This window comes from Streptomyces sp. NPDC001156 (genome assembly GCF_053598275.1).
The window spans coordinates 1-15,692 of record NZ_JBSFJX010000051.1; the positions used below are offsets into that span (position 1 = coordinate 1).

Below are 15,692 nucleotides of genomic sequence, written 5' to 3' on the forward strand. Positions count from 1 at the left end.
CGTGAGCTGGGCGGCGTGCAGGTGGTGCCGGTTGCGCGCGAGCCGCTTCCCGCCGCGCACCACCCGGACGCGGCCCACCGCGCGGTCGGCCTGCTCGGCACCCAGCCGGTCGTGAAGAACGGTACGGGCGGGCACTGACATTTAGTGCCCGCCATACGACGTGTGCGCGCTACAACACCACGAGCCAGAACATGCTCCCGCACGCCCACACACGCTCCTGCACATCCGAAAACGACGGGTTCCCCACCCCCTGACCCGGTTCAGCTCACGCCCTGCGGGCGGAACTGGATGCTGATCCGGGGGCCCGTAGCCCGGGTGCTCTTCGGGATTGCGTGCTCCCACGTCCGCTGGCAGGAGCCACCCATCACGATCAGATCGCCGTGCCCGAGCGGTCGCCTGATCGTCTCGCCGCCGCCGCGCGGCCTCAGCGCCAGATCGCGGGGCGCGCCCACGGACAGGATGGCGACCATGGTGTCCTCGCGCGCGCCGCGCCCGATCCGGTCACCGTGCCAGGCCACGCTGTCGCGTCCGTCGCGGTAGTAGCAGAGCCCGGCCGTGACGAAGGGTTCCCCAAGCTCGGCCGCGTAGTGCGCGGAGAGGCCGGTGCGCGCCTCTTCGAGGACGGGATGCGGCAGTGGCTCACCCGCGCGGTAGTAAGAGAGCAGCCGCGGCACGTCCACCATCTGCTCGTACATGTGGCGCTGCTCGGCGTGCCAGGGCACGGTGGAGACCAGTTCCTCGAACAGTGCGTCCGCACCGCCGAGCCAGCCCGGAAGCAGATCGATCCACGCACCGGCTCCGAGCGTGGTCCGCCGCGCCCCGTCCAGCGGCCCGAGCCGGATGTCCTCGGTCTGGTCGAACAGGGAGCCCTGGAGATGCGTGGCCATAGAAGGCAGCGTACTCCCTGATTCGAAAATCTGTTCTGTTTACCTTGGGGCCCCTCTTGAGGTCCGGGCGTTGTAGATGTGACCGTTCACGCTAGTTGGCGAGAAGATCACTTGAAGCGGTCACTGGCTGGCAACCTGGTCGACGCAGGCCGACGGCCCGGCCGTGGCGATCACCGGATGTGCTGGTGGTGCCATCGCCGGGACCAGTGTGTGCCCATCAGCAGGAGGTTGGCCACGAACACCACCGCGCCGATGATCAGGAGGTAGAACAGTCCCTTCATCAGTACGCCGACGAATCCCAAGGCGACCGCCGCGAGAATCAGCAACAGGAAGAGCGCCAACATGGATAGCCACTTCCTTCCTACAGGTAGACCGCTTCAACGGCGCCGATCTTGTAGGTCTGGGGCTCGATCACGTCGCAGCTGCGCCACTCACGGATATCGGCTGAATGGATCATGCCTCGCTCCTTGCAGCCGGCAGAGAACGCCGCGTATCCCACAGTACTCCGGGAGTTTGGCCTGGTCTTTTTCGGCTACGAGTACAGCATCGACGTGGAAGGCCACCGGTTCGCGCCCCTGCATGGCGGGTGCAGTGCTGGCGGCTGGCAACTGAAAGCCATCGGGCACCCCAACTCCTGAGGCCGCTGTCCTGTGCGGGTGGAACAACCGCCGTGATCAGCTTCGGCCCCGTCGGCGACATCCTGGCCACCCTCGATCAGTACCTCATTCGGAGATGACTCCCACCAATCGCTGCCACGGGTCACCCTCGCCCGCACCGAACTTCCAGTCGTCGATCCAGTGGGCCACGCTCGGGGACGGTGCCTAGGGCGTGCCGGGAAGCCGGATCGTCACGAGGAGACCGCCGGCGGGGCGGGGGACGAGGTCGAGGGTCCCGTCGTGGGCGCGGACGATGCTGTGCACGATGGCCAGACCAAGGCCGACGCCCGCGTGCTCGTCGGTGCGTACGCGTTCCGTCCCGCGCTGGAAGGGTTCGATGAGAGTCGGTACCAGTTCCGGTGGGAGCCGACGGCCCGTGTTCGCGACCCGTAGCACGCTCGTGTCGCCGTGCGCCTCGGTGTGGACCGTCACGGTGCCGCCGGCGGGGAGGTTGTGGACGACGGCGTTCTGGACGAGGTTCGTCACCATGCGCAGCAGGAGCTCCGCGGAGCCGCTGGTCCGTGTCGCTCCGCCGGTGACGTCGAGCGTGATCCCGCGCTGTTCGGCGAGGTGGAGCAGGGTTTCGGCGGCCTCTTCGGCGACGAGGGAGAGGTCGACGCTCTCCCGCACGAAGGTCCCGCGGTCGCTGCGGCTGAGCAGCAGGAGTGCCTCGGTGAGGTCGATCGCGCGCGTATTGACAGCCTGCAGGCGTTCGATGAGTTCGCCCCGGTCGCGCGTGGGGTCCTTGCGGGCGACATCGAGGAGCGTCTGCGAGATGGCCAGCGGGGTGCGCAGTTCGTGGGAGGCGTTCGCGGCGAACCTCTGCTGCTCGGCCACGTGGGATTCGAGTTGTTCGAGCATCGAGTCGAACGCGTCGGAGAGTTCGCGGAATTCGTCCTGGCGGCCCTTCATGCGGATCCGGTGGGACAGCGATCCGTTCCCGGCCATCCGTGCCGCATCCCTGATCTGCGTGAGCGGTGCGAGCATCCGGCCGGCGAGGATCCATCCCCCGACGAGGCCGAACACGAGCAGGAAGAGCATCGCCACGGCCGCGGCGGGGGCGAAGGTGTGCACAAGGAGGTAGCGGTTGGGCGAGATCCCGAGCAGGCCCCGGCTGTTATCGGGTACGTAGCGCAGCAGGAACATCCACACCACGGCCAGCAGGAGGGCGCTGGCGACGGCGAGGAACCCGGCGTAGCTGAGGGTGAGTTTCAGTCGGGCGCTGAGCCCTGGGCGTCTATGCATGCGTACGGCCGGGGCGGGTGGTGTCGGGGCCGGTGTCGATGCGGTAGCCGACTCCCGGCACCGTGGCGATGATCCATGGTTCGCCGAGTCGTTTGCGCAGTGCGGAGACGGTGATGCGGACGGCGTTGGTGAAGGGGTCGGCGTTCTCGTCCCAGGCTCGCCTCAGCAGCTCTTCGGCGCTGATGACCCCGCCTTCGGCGGCGACGAGGACTTCGAGCACGGCGAACTGTTTGCGGGTGAGCGCGACGTGGCGTCCGTCGCGGAAGACCTCCCGGCGGAAGGGGTCGAGCCGCAGGCCCGCGATCTCGCGGACCGGGGGCCGGGCGTATGCGCGTCTGCGGTCGAGCGCCCTCAGCCGCAGGACGAGCTCCCGCAGCTCGAACGGTTTGGTGAGGTAGTCGTCGGCGCCGAGTGCGAACCCGGAAGCCTTGTCGTCGATCCGGTCGGCGGCGGTGAGCATGAGAATCGGGATGCCGCTGCCGGAGGCGACGATGCGCCGGGCGACCTCGTCGCCGGAGGGGCCGGGGATGTCGCGGTCGAGGACCGCGAGGTCGTAGGAGTTGACGCTGAGCAGTTCCAGGGCGGAGTCGCCGTCGCCGGCGATGTCGGCGGCGATCGCCTCCAGACGCAGACCGTCACGGACGGCTTCGGCGAGGTAGGGCTCGTCCTCCACGATCAGTACGCGCATGTCCGAAGCCTAAGCAGCGCACCATATCGCCGACGTATGCAAGGACGTGTGCACACCGGACACGCGACTCAGCCTGCCGGTGCGGGCGCGGGCCGAGGCTGGTCCGACGGCGCTTCCGCCGCAGTGCGCCACCAGCGGCGCGACGCCAGCGCGGCCAGCACGGCGCCGGCGGCGTTGACCAGTACATCGTCCACGGAGGACACCCGGTCCAGTCGCAGGACGTACTGTGCGGTTTCGACCAGGACCGAGCAGCCCGCCCCGACCGCCAGGATCCGCGGCAGGGACGCCAGCGCCGCGCACCGCATCGGGGCGAAGAACCCCAGCGACGCGAAGACCAGCAGGTTGCCGACGATCCCGAGCGGCCCCATCGTGATCAGGTCCATCAGTGGTACCAGGCTCACCCGCTCGGGGACGACGCCGGCCCCGCCGCCCGGCATCATGGTCAACCACACGAACGGCACCGTCCCGTGGACCATGCCCACCTCGGCCAGCGACTTGCGCCACGCCCACACCGATGTGACGCCGACGGCACGCCGACGGCGCGCCAGAGCCCCCACCACCAGCGCGGACAACGGCAACGCGACCAACGTCATGAGCACCACACCGTTGAAGGTGTCGAAGCAGCCGTGCCACCGCCCGGCCATGCACATCGGAGCGGACATCATGAGTGGCCGCCGCACCACGAACACGGCGCCCGCCATAGCGAGGATCGCCAGGCTGAGGAGCACGATCCTGCGCGTGCGGCGGGGCGGTGCCGACAGGGATGCGTTCTGGTTCATGCCCCCATCGCAGACGAAGCGCCGTTGCGGTGGCGTATGCGATTTTCGATATGCCCGCGATATGCGCAATCCCCGGGATCAAGGAACTGGCGCAAACCGGCAGTGAGATGGTCCCGCCGCGCTTTCGCTTTACATGGGCATGACAGGCACGTAAAGGTTGCGGACCGGGCCCGACCAGCCCCGCGGCGCCCAACGGCGCCGTCTCTGCGGGCGGTTGGACCACCTGGCCGCCCCTGTTCGAAGGAAATCCGTGCGTAGACCCCACATACGCAGCCTGGCCGTCGCCGGCACCGTGACGACGGCGGCCACACTGCCGGCCGTGCCGGCGCTCGCCGGCACCGCGGCACCCGGTTTCTCTCCGGCCGCCGCGGCCAGGGCCGCCGCCTTCACCCACTCCTCCGCCACCGGTGTCACGCGGGGGACACTCTGACGACGGCCGAGGGCAGCGGCAGGAAGACGATCGGCGGCGTCACATACGACTCGCCGACCTACGACGGCTCACAGGTGACCGGTATCGGACGGGCCAAGGCCCTGGCCGTCTTCTACCGGGCGCTCACCCGGTACATGGTGTCCACGACGGACTTCCACGACGCGCGGGACGCGACGCTGAAGGCCGCCGCCGACATGTACGGCACGGGCAGCGTCGAGTACCGGACGGTCGACAAGGCGTGGGCGGCCGTCAATGTGACGCCCGCCGACGCCCCGGCCTCCGGCCGCTGACGGCCCGCCGGCGAAGGGCCCCGTCGAAACCGGCGGGGCCCCGGCCGTCAGTGGTCCTTCTGCGGGGTCACCTCGCTGGGCCGGACGACCACGAAACCCTCGCCCTCCAGCTTCAGCTGGACCGCCTCGCCCGAACCGCCGCGCAGCATCGACCCGATGGACTGCGACCGGTGCAGCGACGTGTGCAGCCGCGCCGTCCAGCCCACGACCGCGTCGGTGTCGACGTACACCGGCTGCTGCGGCGCGACGGGTATGACGAGCGGATTGCCGTCGCAGATCAGTCCCAGCCTGCCGTGTCCGGTGAACACACTGTTGAACAGACCGCCGCCGGTGATGCCCGCGCCCTTCACCGTCTGGATGCGGTACGACAGGGTCGCGTCGAAGCACAGCACATTGCGTCCGTTGACGGTGAACTCGTCGCCCGGCTCGATGTCCACGATGAAGCAGTTCTGCGCCTCGTGCGCGAACCATGCCTCGCCCTCGCCGCGCACCGACATCAGCGGCAGTCCCTCGCCGGTGACCGCCCGCTTCAGCATGCCGCCCACGCCCTGGCCCTTGCGTTCGAACTGCAGGTTCCCGCGGTAGGCGACCATCGCCCCCTGCCGGGCGAGCATCTCGCCGCTCACGACGTACCGGATGGCCTTGGCGTTCTGCACGGACATGCCGGGCGCGACGGCCGGCTGCACCATATGGTCACTGGAAAAGAGATCACCCTTCATGGGCGCATCCTGGCCCGGAGGATCTCCCTCCGCCAAGATCACCGATGTCCCGGTACAGCAACAACTCGCCCCGGCCCGGGTGCCGTCCGGCACCTCGCCGCGGCCCACGGCGGCCTCCGCGCCCGGTGCCGGCCCTTCCTCACCCGGTGGTCGGCCGCCACGGCGGCGCCGGGGGAGGCTCCGGGACTCCGAGTGGTGTCCGGACCGGTGTTCCACCCCGAAGAGGGGAACGATGTCCCGGGAGTCTCTAGGCGGAGGACGGGAACGCATGACGGTGCTCGGTGTCGACATCGGTACCTCCAGCAGCAAGGGAGTGCTGGCCGGCGCGGACGGGGCGGTGCTCGGCACCGCGGTGCGCCCGCACGCGGTCGGCCGTCCGAGGCCCGGCCATGTCGAGATGGACGCGCGGGTCTGGTGGGACGAATTCGTCTCGCTGGCCCGAGAGCTGATCACCACCGTCGACGCGGTCGGCGTCAGCGGTATGGGCCCGTGCGTCGCCCTGGCCGACGAGGCCGACACACCGCTGCATCCGGCCGTCCTCTACGGCGTGGACACCCGTGCCACCGCCCAGATCGCCCGGCTCGACGCGGAGCTGGGCCGCGACGCCGTCCTCGGGCGGTGCGGCTCACTGCTGTCCACCCAGGCGGTCGGACCCAAGATCCTCTGGCTGGCCGAGCACTGCCCCGACGTCGCCGCCCGCGCCCGGCGGCTCTATATGCCGAGCTCCTATCTGGTGCGGCGGCTCACCGGAGCGTACGTGCTCGACCACCACTCGGCCAGCCAGTCCGTGCCGCTGTACGACTCCCTCGCCCTGGAGTGGTACCGCCCCTGGGCCCGGCGGATCGCACCGGACATCGAACTGCCGCCGCTGCGCTGGCCCGGGGAGGTCGCCGGCCACGTCACCGCCGAGGCGGCCGCCCGCACCGGGCTGCCCGCTGGCGTCCCGGTCGTCACGGGCACCATCGACGCCTGGGCGGAGGCGCTCAGCGTGGGCGCCCAACGCACCGGCGACCTGATGCTCATGTACGGCAGCACCATGTTCCTGATCAATACGGTGTCGGAACGCCTTCTGGTGCCCCAACTGTGGAGCACGGTCGGCGCGTTGCCGGGGACGCGCAGTCTCGCGGGCGGCATGGCGACCTCCGGGGTGATCACCGACTGGCTGCGGGACCTGCTCGGTGCCCCCGGCCATGACGCGCTCCTCGCGGAGGCCGAGGCGTCCGGCCCCGGTGCGAAGGGCCTGCTGATGCTGCCCTACTTCGCGGGAGAGCGGACCCCGGTGGCGGACCCCGACGCGCGCGGAGTGATCGCCGGACTGACCGTGGAGCACACCCGCGGCGACCTCTACCGCGCGGCCCTGGAGGCCACCGCCTACGGCGTACGCCACAACGTCGACGCGATGCGTGCGGCCGGCGCCGACATCCGCCGGGTCGTCGCCGTCGGCGGAGGCACCCGGGGCGGGCTGTGGACCCGTATCGTCTCCGACGTCAGCGGGCTGGAACAGGAGATCAGGACCGTGACCCTCGGCGCGAGCTACGGCGCCGCGTTCCTGGCCGCGAGCGCCCTCGGCGACACGGACATCGACAGCTGGAACCCGGTGCGCGAGCGCGTCAGGCCCGACACCGGCAGGCAGCCCCGCTACGACGACCTGTACGACCTGTATCTGAGGCTGTACCCGGCGACCCGCGATATCGCCCACGCCCTCTCCCGCCACCAGCGCGCCACCGCGGACGCCCCGACCGGGTGAGGGCGCGGGACACTGCGGTCAGCCCTTGATCTCGGTCCAGGCCTGCACCCACTTGGCATAGGGCACGCATTTGACGTCCTTACGGCCGTCGAGGCACTGCTCGATGGGCGTCGTCCAGAACGCGATGTCCTTCCAGTAGTTCTCGTCGGTGGCGTGGAAGGTGTCGCAGAACGCGGGGTCGCTGGTCACGTCGCAGGACTTGATGTTGGCGGGCGCCTCGCCGTAGTACTCGGCGACCTCGGCGTTGACCTTCGGCGAGATGATCCAGTTCATCCATTTGTAGGCGCAGTTGGGATGCTTGGCCTTGGCTGAGAGCATCCAGGTGTCGGACCAGCCGGTGGCGCCTTCCTGCGGCAGGACCGCCTGCACCTTGGCGCCCTCGCTCTGGGCGAGGTTCGCGATGACCTGCCAGGTGGTGCCGATCACCGAGTCGCCGCTCTTGAAGGAGGAGATCTCCTTGAGGTAGTCGCTCCAATACTCGCCGACATCGGCCCGCTGCTTCTTCAGCACGGCGACGGCCGCGTCGAACTGGTCCTGGTCGAGCGCATAGGGATTCTCGATGTCCAGCCCCGGCTTGGTCTCCCGCAGATACAGCGCCGCGTCGGCGATGTAGATGGGGGAGTCGTAGGCCGTGACATGGCCCTTGTACCGGGAGGCGTTGTCGAAGACAGCGGACCACGAGATGGGCGCGGGCGAGACCTCCTTCGTGTTGTACATCAGCAGGTTCGCGCCACGGCCGTGCGGAATGCCGTAGGCGGTGCCGTCGACGGAGTTCCAGCTCTGGTTCTTCAGCCCGAAGAAGACGTCCTCGTAGTTGGGCACCAGATCCGTGTTCACCGGCGCCGCCTGGCCGGACGCGATCAGCCTGAGGGAGGCGTCACCCGAGGCCGAGACCGAGTCGTAGGCGCCGGTCTTCATCAGTTTGACCATCTCGTCCGAGCTGGCGGCCACCTTGTTGTGGACCTGGCACCCCGTCTGCTTCTCGAAGGGGGTGACCCAGTCGGCCTTCGGGTCCGAGGATCCGTCCTCCACGTATCCCGCCCAGGAGATCAGGTTCAACTGCCCCTCGGTACGGCCGAGCTTCGACTGGGCCTTCAGATCCGGCGGATTGAAGCCCGACGAGGAGGGCGCGCTCGAGTCGGCGAACATCCCGCAGGCGTTGACGAGCAGCAGAGCACAGCCGACGGCCGCCGTTTTGAGGGATCTGTTCGGGCGCATAGGGAATCTCCGCGGTGTGGGGAAGTGGGAGGAAAAGGGGGTGAAGTTGTGACGGCGGGTGACGGCGGTTGTGCGGGACGTGCAGGATGCGGCGCGGGTGCAGGGCGCGACGTACGGCCGCGAACGGCACCCGGCGTCGGGACGGCGTGTTGACCGGAGCCCTCCGGACGCCTTGGATCTCGGCGGCGCGCTCGGGCAACGCTCCAGGTCGGCGGGTGGGCCACGGCTCACCCGGGGGTCCGCCCGAGGGGACAGGGTGGGGACTTCGGGCGGACGATGTGGCCATCACCCTACGAACAGCCGACAGAAGGATCAACTTCGTTCTGTGGAAGGACAGTTGACGGAGAGTCAAGATGCGGTGAAGTGAACCGGACGTATAGCGTCGCCGCCATGTCCCACTCCCCGCAGCAGCCCGGATCGTCGCCCTGTCTCCTCCCGTATCCCCTGCCGGCCGCCGCGGGTGCAGCCGTGAGAGACGGCGGCCGCCTTGCCGCGGCGGCGACGGCGATGTTCGACCCGGCCACGGAGGCGGGTGTGGCGGCCCGGGTGCGCCGGACCCTGGAGGCCGTCTTCGACACCGTCGCCGACACCCGGGAGGTCACCACGGCGCTACTGACCCGGGTCTCCGCCCCGGGCCGCCGCCCTATGAGCGCCGACCTCGCGGCGCTGCGCCCCGGACTCCATCTCCACCTGGCCCGGCAGGAGCTCGTCTCCGGTGTCGGGTTCGTCGTGGCTCCGGGGCTGCTCGCCGATGTGCCGGCCTGGCTGGAGTGGTGGCAGACCGGTTCCGACGGCGCCGTACGGCCGCTGCTGCTCGACCTCGATCCTCGGCAGTCCGCGTACTCCGACTACACGCACTGGGACTGGTTCGCACTGCCCCGCGACACGGGCCGTCGCGCGGTCGCCGGACCCTACGTGGACTACCTCTGCTCCGACGAGTACAGCCTCACCTTGTCGGCGCCGGTGCACGTCGAGGGCCGGTTCGCCGGGGTCGCCGCGGCGGACGTGTATCTGCGCCACTTCGAGGCGGCCGTCATGCCGCTGCTCCAGGGGCTGCCCAGACCGGCCCACCTGGTCAACGCCCGCGGCCGGGTGGCCGCCTCGGCCGACCCCGCCCATCTGGCGGGTTCACTCACCAAGGGCCCGGACTTCGGCGCGCTGCTCGCCGGGGCGCGGCCGGGCCGCCACGCCGGGCTGCGGTTGGTCCCCTGCGACGACATCCCGCTGGTCCTCGTCGTGGCGGAGGACTGACCGGGGCGTTCCCGGCGCATCGCGCCGCACCGCGTCCACGGGTCTTGTGAGTCGGTCATGGAATTTCCCCGGGTGAATGCCCCGGCGCGCCGCTGCCCGCGTTGTCGACATACTCACACCGCCTGCCGGAATTCCGCCGGCTCGAGCAGGCGCGGCAGAAGAAGGACCGCACACCGACCGGCCGAGGGCGGCACCGACCCCGGCACATCGATCATCGGCGCCCGGGTCCGCGGGGCAGCCCGGCTTCCAGGACCCCGGGCTGATCGGTGATAGTGAACCCTGAATCGAAAGGTGTACCAGGCAGCTACGAGACAGTCAGGAAGTCCGTGGACACGAGTGAGAGTACGACCGGCAGCGGAACGGCATCGGAGAGCGAGGCTCCGGACGGAGACCGATCCGGCAGAGCGGGCTGGCGCCGCTGGGCGATGGACACCCGGCCGCTGCGCCGCCCCGCCTTCCGCCGCCTATGGTCCTCGACGATCGTCACCGCGGTAGGCAGCCAGCTCACCGCGGTCGCCGTACCCAAGCAGATCTACGACATCACGGACTCCTCCGCCTGGGTCGGCTACGCGAGCCTCGCCGGCCTTCTCCCGCTCGCCGTCTTCGCCCTGTGGGGCGGTGCGATCGCCGACCGGATGGACCGCCGCAAGCTGCTGCTGCTCACCAACGCAGGCCTGGCCGTGACGTCCGTGCTCTTCTGGGTCCAGGCCCTCGTCGGCCTCGACTCGGTCCTCGTCCTGATCGTGCTGCTCTCCCTCCAGCAGGCCTTCTTCGGCCTGAACTCCCCGGCCCGAAGTGCCTCCATCGCCCGCCTGGTACCGCCGGAGGAACTTCCCGCGGCGAACGCGCTCGGCTCCACCGTCATGCAGACCGGCCTGGTGGCGGGCCCCCTCCTCGCCGGCACCCTCATCCCCGTCATCGGCCTGTCCGCGCTCTATCTGATCGACGCCCTGGCCCTGTGTGTGACGGTATGGGCGGTCTTCCGGCTCCCCGCCCTGCCGCCGACGGCGGCGGCAGTGGGCCGGGCGGGCTGGCAGGCGATAGCCGAGGGCTTCCGCTACATCGCGCTGCACAAGGTCCTGCTGCTGTCCTTCGTCGCCGACATCATCGCCATGGTGTTCGGCATGCCCCGCGCGCTCTTCCCGCAACTCGCCGCCCAGACCTACGCGTCCTACGGGGAAGGGCTCGCGCTCGGGCTGCTCTTCGCGGCGATCCCGATCGGCGCGGTGCTCGGCGGGCTGCTGTCCGGGACGTTCTCGCGCGCCCGGCGCCACGGCCTGATGGTGATCGCGGCGGTCATCGCCTGGGGCGCGGCCATCACCGGTCTCGGACTGACCACCAGCCTGTGGGTGGCGGTGGCCTTCCTGGCGGCCGCGGGCGTCGCCGACATGGTGTCCATGGTCTTCCGCGGCGCGATCCTGCTGTCCGCCGCGACCGACGAGATGCGCGGCAGGATGCAGGGCGTCTTCACGGTGGTGGTCGCGGGCGGTCCGCGCCTCGCGGACGTGCTGCACGGCACGGCCGGCTCGGCCCTCGGCACACGCACGGCGATCGCGGGCGGTGGACTCCTGGTCATCGCGGCCACCCTGGTCCTGGCCATGGTCACCCCGGCCCTGCGCGAGTACCGGATCTGACCACCGCACCCCACGGCTCCCCGGAACATGCGCCCACCTGCGCCCGATTACCGGTCCCGAGGCAATCCCGATTCTTTGTGGAATTCTCCGGGGAGCCATTCCAATTCAACGGGGGTATGGTCATGGCATGAATACGGCGAGCTATATGATACTGGCTGTATCGCAGGAACAACTCAACGTGTTCTACGCCTTTATCGGTGGCATGGTGGTCGCGGGGGCGCTGATCTGGGCCGTACAGCTGGGTATGCGGGTACGAGACCGGGAACCGGCACCGCCGACGCTGGAGGAGCAGCCCCATCTGCCCGACGGCGGAGCGGTTCACGAGGAAAGGGAAGTGCGGGAGCCCGAAGAGATGCCGCACGCCACTCAGGAGAGCGAACGGCTCATGCCGTACCAGCTCCACCACGCGGCGTCCAAACGCTGCGACGACCAGCATCGCAAGCGCTGGCTCCCCGGCTCCAGCGGCGCCTTCGGCAGCGGCGGCCCCGGCCACGTGTGAACCGCCGGCCGCCGAGTGAACGGACGTCTGCGTCCGGGCCCGAGCCCCTCACGGCAGATCCGCTGCCGAGTCCTCAGGGGCGAGGCCCGGGCGCAGACGCAGCCATGACGGCTGTCTGAGCAGACCCGCCCGCGTACGCGTGCTGTAGCGCACTTCGCCGACCAGCCTCGGCAGGACCCAGCGGACCCCCGGCACCCGGGGGTCGCGGTCGAAAGGGCACACACGCGCTTCCACGATCCTCAGCAGCCGGGCGAGTTCGGCCCGGTCGGCCTCCGTCCACCCCGTGCCCACCCGGCCCACATAGCGCAGCAGGCCCGTCGCGTCCCGCTGACCCACCAGGAGCGCCCCGGGCAGCCCCGACAGTCTCCCCTGCCCGGGCAGCCAGCCGCCCACGATCACATCCACGGCCTCGACATTCCGGATCTTGATCCAGGAGCGGGAGCGCAGCCCCCGCTCATAGACCGAGTCGAGTCTCTTGCACACCAGCCCCTCCAGGCCGTTGTCCCGGATCGCCGCCATGGCTTGCGCGCCGTGTCCGACGAGGGCGCCCGGCGTCGACCAGTGCGGCCCGGTCAGGGCGAGCGCCTCCAACTCGGAACGCCGGCGGGCGTACGGCAGCGTGGTGAGGTCGTGCCGCAGGAACATCACGTCGAACAGCACGAGGTGCACGGGCGTCCGAGCGGCACGGCGCGCCGCGAGCGCGGGGGAGTGGGCGAGCCCCATCCGGGACTGCAGCCGCTGGAAGTCGCAGCGCCCCTGCTCGTCCAGCGCCACCACCTCCCCGTCCAGTACGGCGGGTGTGGTCCCGAGGGCCTCGCCCAGTGGACGCAGTTCAGGGTAGGCGCCGGTGATGATCTCGTCCGACCGGGCGCGCAGTTCCACGCTGCCGTCGCCGGGGAGATAGACCACCGCCCGCTGGCCGTCCTGTTTGGTCTCGTACGCCCACTCCGCGTCCTGCTGGGCGGGCGGCAGGGTGCCGGGGGTGGCGAGCATCGGCGCGATCAGCGGCAGTCTCACGGGTCAGTTGTGGACGGAGCCGCACGCACTCACGCGTCCCGGCCGGTCGATTTCCCCTGAACGGCGCCCGTGCTCCCACCAGCGGCCGGTGCCCGTCAGGGGCCCCGACGCCCGTACGGCTCCCGCGTGATCGGTACCGCGCGGCCCGTCACACCGATGCGGCCAGCGCGATCAGCTCCTGCAGCCGCAGTCCGCGCCGAGCGTCCAGCTCGCCGGGCACCCCGGTGCGCATGGCGGTGGCGAACTCACGGCGCAGCACCGGCCAGGCCTCCTCGTAGTCGAGTCCGGCCGTGTCGTACACCAGAGGGGGCTGCGGCCCGAACAGCTCGATGCGGGTCCCGCCGTGCGGGACGTCCACCGAGCCGGACAGCGAGCACTGGCTGACCGCGCCGCCCTCGTGCTCGCAGGTCAGCTCGATCCAGCGGCGGGGATCGCCCACGCCCCGAATGTGTGCGATGGGACCGATCGCGGCGTCCAGCAGGTCGAGCAGATGCGGACCCACGTCGAGCAGAGCCCCGTGCTCCAGGCGCCACGGGGTCGCGAAGTCGCCGCCCAGAAAGGCGCCGCTCAGCCCGCTGGAACGCGCACCGGCGACCTGCAGGCCCCGCGCCGCGGCGAGGAACTCCCGGGCGGACGGGTGGTAGCGATTGGACAGGACGAGCTGCGAGACGACGCCCGCTTCCTCGATCGCGTCGGCCAGGTGCCGCGCCGACCGCAGATCCTCTCCGAGTGGCTTCTCGAGCAGCAGTGCCTTGCCCGCCTTGGCGGCTCGGCCCGCCAGTTCCGCCTGCACGGCGGGCGGAACCGAGAAGGCCACCGCCTCGCATGCGTCGAGGAGTTCCTCGAACCGGGTGGCGACGGCCGCCCCGTAGGGGGCCGCGGTCTCGCGGGCCGCCTCCTCGCGGCGCGCCCACACGGCGGTGAGCCGGGTCTCCGGCCCTGCCGCGAGCACGCGTGCGTGCACGGCGCGCGCCCAGGGTCCTGCCCCCACCAGTCCGACCCGCACCGGCTCACCGGTCCACGCATGCAGCGAGATGTCCGTCATGGAGGGAATTCCATCACGACTGCGAGGCCTTGAACATATGCGCATTCCCGCCCGGAACAACGTCCCACGCCATCAAGGAACTTGACCGAACAAAGGTGCCCGTGCGACGGGGCGGCGGCCTAGGCTGGCCGCTGTTGATCATCCCCGGCCACAGGAGTCACCGTGACGCCCCCCCGACGCAAGACCGTCAGACGCACCACCGTTCTTCCCCGGCAGGCCGTCGCCACAGCGGTCCCCGTCGCCCTCGCCGCGCTGATCGCGGCCGGAGGCCCGGCGGTCGCCGGCACCGCGGGCGCGTCCGGAGCGGGTGACCCGTACTTTCCGTTCGAGGGCAACGGCGGCTACGACGTACGCCACTACGACCTGACCCTCGGCTATGACACCGGTACCGGCCACCTCGACGGCAAGGCGGTGCTGCGGGCCCGCGCCACCCAGCGCCTCACCCGCTTCGACCTCGACCTCAAGGGACTCAAGGTCACCGGCGTGAGCGTCGACCACGTCAAGGCGTCGTTCCGCCGGAACGGGCAGGAACTCGTCATCACCCCCCGGCACGCGCTCCGCGCCGGCCAGGACTTCCGTGTCGGGGTCGACTACCGGGGCAAGCCCAAGCCGGTCACCGACCCCGACGGTTCGCTGGACGGCTGGATCCCCACCGACGACGGCGCGTTCGTGGCGAACGAGCCGCAGGGCGCCATGACCTGGTTCCCCGCCAACAGCCACCCCCTGGACAAGGCGTCGTACGACATCACCGTCACGGTGCCCAAGGGCCGCACCGCCGTCTCCAACGGTGTCCTCCTCAGCCGGCGGACCGTCGGCGGCCACACCATCTTCCACTGGCGTCAGGCCGAACCGATGGCCGCCTACCTGGCCACGGCGACGGTCGGGAAGTTCGACGTCCAGCAGTACACCACCCGCGACGGCATCAAGGTGTACAACGCCGTGGACCCGCGTGAGGCATCCGTCGCGGCTCCGGTCCTCAAGAAGCTGCCGTCCGTCCTCGCCTGGGAGAGCAAGGTCTTCGGCCCGTACCCCTTCCGCGCGGCCGGAGCCATCGTCGACAAGGCCCCGAAGGTCGGTTACGCGCTGGAGACCCAGACCCGCCCTGTCTACGACAGGGCACCCGATCTGAGCACCCTCGTCCACGAGAACGCCCACCAGTGGTTCGGGGACTCCGTCACCCTCACCCGCTGGCAGGACATCTGGCTCAACGAGGGCTTCGCGACCTACGCCGAGTGGCTCTACAGCGAGCAGCACGGCGGCAAGAGCGCCCAGCAGACCTTCGACGCCCTGTACGCCCGTCCGGCGAGCGACGGCCTGTGGGCCTTCCCGCCCGCGAACCCGGGCAGCGGGGCCCACATCTTCGACACGCCCGTCTACGCCCGCGGCGCCATGGCCCTGCACAAGCTCCGCACGGCCGTCGGCGATGCGATCTTCTTCCGCATCCTCCGTACCTGGGCGGCCGACCACCAGGGCGGGCACGGGACGACGGCCCAGTTCGTCCGGCTGTCCGAGCGGCTGTCCGGTCAGGACCTGGACGCGCTGTTCCACACCTGGATCGGCATGACGGGCAAGCCGTCCGCGCCGTGA

15 protein-coding genes and 1 pseudogene are annotated in these 15,692 nt (G+C 70.3%); 7 read left to right on the forward strand and 9 right to left on the reverse strand.

What is annotated here, in order from left to right; translation table 11 throughout:
* Positions 1-260: 260 nt before the first annotated feature.
* The 5 genes from ACWDA7_RS23535 to ACWDA7_RS23555 all read right to left on the reverse strand — a co-directional run bounded on the left by ACWDA7_RS23535 (position 261) and on the right by ACWDA7_RS23555 (position 4,255).
* Positions 261-887 (reverse strand): alpha-ketoglutarate-dependent dioxygenase AlkB, encoded by a 627-nt coding sequence (locus ACWDA7_RS23535; RefSeq protein WP_450606186.1) that lies wholly within the window; start codon positions 885-887, stop codon positions 261-263.
* Between the two features lie 170 nt (positions 888-1,057).
* Positions 1,058-1,231, reverse strand: a complete 174-nt coding sequence (locus ACWDA7_RS23540) for a hypothetical protein (RefSeq protein ID WP_450606187.1) — start codon at positions 1,229-1,231, stop codon at positions 1,058-1,060.
* Between the two features lie 477 nt (positions 1,232-1,708).
* Positions 1,709-2,788 (reverse strand): sensor histidine kinase, encoded by a 1,080-nt coding sequence (locus ACWDA7_RS23545; RefSeq protein ID WP_450606188.1) that lies wholly within the window; start codon positions 2,786-2,788, stop codon positions 1,709-1,711.
* The gene (locus ACWDA7_RS23550; protein ID WP_360999342.1) at positions 2,781-3,476 is read right to left on the reverse strand and encodes a response regulator transcription factor; all 696 of its coding nucleotides are present in this window, start codon (positions 3,474-3,476) and stop codon (positions 2,781-2,783) included. The genes ACWDA7_RS23545 and ACWDA7_RS23550 overlap by 8 nt, the downstream gene beginning before the upstream one ends.
* A gap of 68 nt (positions 3,477-3,544) precedes the next feature.
* Positions 3,545-4,255 carry a VanZ family protein gene (locus tag ACWDA7_RS23555; protein WP_450606189.1) on the reverse strand — a complete coding sequence of 237 codons (711 nt, stop codon included), beginning with the start codon at positions 4,253-4,255 and terminating at the stop codon, positions 3,545-3,547.
* Between the two features lie 250 nt (positions 4,256-4,505).
* On the opposite strand from ACWDA7_RS23555, the gene ACWDA7_RS23560 reads away from it, so the two are divergent.
* Positions 4,506-4,685, forward strand: a complete 180-nt coding sequence (locus ACWDA7_RS23560) for a hypothetical protein (protein WP_450606190.1) — start codon at positions 4,506-4,508, stop codon at positions 4,683-4,685.
* 5 nt (positions 4,686-4,690) lie between these two features.
* Positions 4,691-4,975, forward strand: a pseudogene (locus ACWDA7_RS23565) (M4 family metallopeptidase); the annotation flags it as partial.
* 47 nt (positions 4,976-5,022) lie between these two features.
* Here the strand turns inward: ACWDA7_RS23565 and ACWDA7_RS23570 are convergent.
* Positions 5,023-5,694 (reverse strand): AIM24 family protein, encoded by a 672-nt coding sequence (locus ACWDA7_RS23570; RefSeq protein WP_450606191.1) that lies wholly within the window; start codon positions 5,692-5,694, stop codon positions 5,023-5,025.
* A 268-nt stretch (positions 5,695-5,962) separates the two neighbouring features.
* Here ACWDA7_RS23570 and ACWDA7_RS23575 point away from each other — a divergent pair, with 268 nt between their 5' ends.
* Positions 5,963-7,441: an FGGY-family carbohydrate kinase gene (locus ACWDA7_RS23575; protein ID WP_450606192.1), complete on the forward strand. Its 1,479-nt coding sequence runs from the start codon at positions 5,963-5,965 to the stop codon at positions 7,439-7,441.
* 18 nt (positions 7,442-7,459) lie between these two features.
* On the opposite strand, the gene ACWDA7_RS23580 is transcribed toward ACWDA7_RS23575, so the two are convergent.
* Complete coding sequence (locus ACWDA7_RS23580; protein WP_450606193.1) at positions 7,460-8,659, reverse strand: ABC transporter substrate-binding protein; 1,200 nt, start codon at positions 8,657-8,659, stop codon at positions 7,460-7,462.
* Between the two features lie 507 nt (positions 8,660-9,166).
* On the opposite strand from ACWDA7_RS23580, the gene ACWDA7_RS23585 reads away from it, so the two are divergent.
* From ACWDA7_RS23585 to ACWDA7_RS23595, 3 genes are all read left to right on the forward strand, one after another.
* A complete protein-coding gene (locus ACWDA7_RS23585; protein ID WP_450606235.1) occupies positions 9,167-9,910 on the forward strand; it encodes a cache domain-containing protein in 744 nt (247 codons plus the stop codon).
* A 326-nt stretch (positions 9,911-10,236) separates the two neighbouring features.
* A complete protein-coding gene (locus tag ACWDA7_RS23590) occupies positions 10,237-11,544 on the forward strand; it encodes an MFS transporter (RefSeq protein ID WP_450606194.1) in 1,308 nt (435 codons plus the stop codon).
* Positions 11,545-11,671: 127 nt separating this feature from the next.
* Positions 11,672-12,043, forward strand: coding sequence for a DUF6479 family protein (locus ACWDA7_RS23595; RefSeq protein WP_450606195.1), 372 nt, complete (start codon positions 11,672-11,674; stop codon positions 12,041-12,043).
* A 48-nt stretch (positions 12,044-12,091) separates the two neighbouring features.
* Here the strand turns inward: ACWDA7_RS23595 and ACWDA7_RS23600 are convergent, their stop codons facing one another.
* Both ACWDA7_RS23600 and ACWDA7_RS23605 read right to left on the reverse strand, forming a co-directional pair.
* On the reverse strand, positions 12,092-13,060 hold the full coding sequence (locus ACWDA7_RS23600) for an ATP-dependent DNA ligase (protein ID WP_450606196.1): 969 nt from the start codon (positions 13,058-13,060) through the stop codon (positions 12,092-12,094).
* Positions 13,061-13,208: 148 nt separating this feature from the next.
* Positions 13,209-14,105 carry a Gfo/Idh/MocA family protein gene (locus ACWDA7_RS23605; RefSeq protein WP_450606197.1) on the reverse strand — a complete coding sequence of 299 codons (897 nt, stop codon included), beginning with the start codon at positions 14,103-14,105 and terminating at the stop codon, positions 13,209-13,211.
* Positions 14,106-14,267: 162 nt separating this feature from the next.
* Here ACWDA7_RS23605 and ACWDA7_RS23610 point away from each other — a divergent pair, with 162 nt between their 5' ends.
* Positions 14,268-15,692, forward strand: coding sequence for a M1 family metallopeptidase (locus ACWDA7_RS23610; RefSeq protein WP_450606198.1), 1,425 nt, complete (start codon positions 14,268-14,270; stop codon positions 15,690-15,692).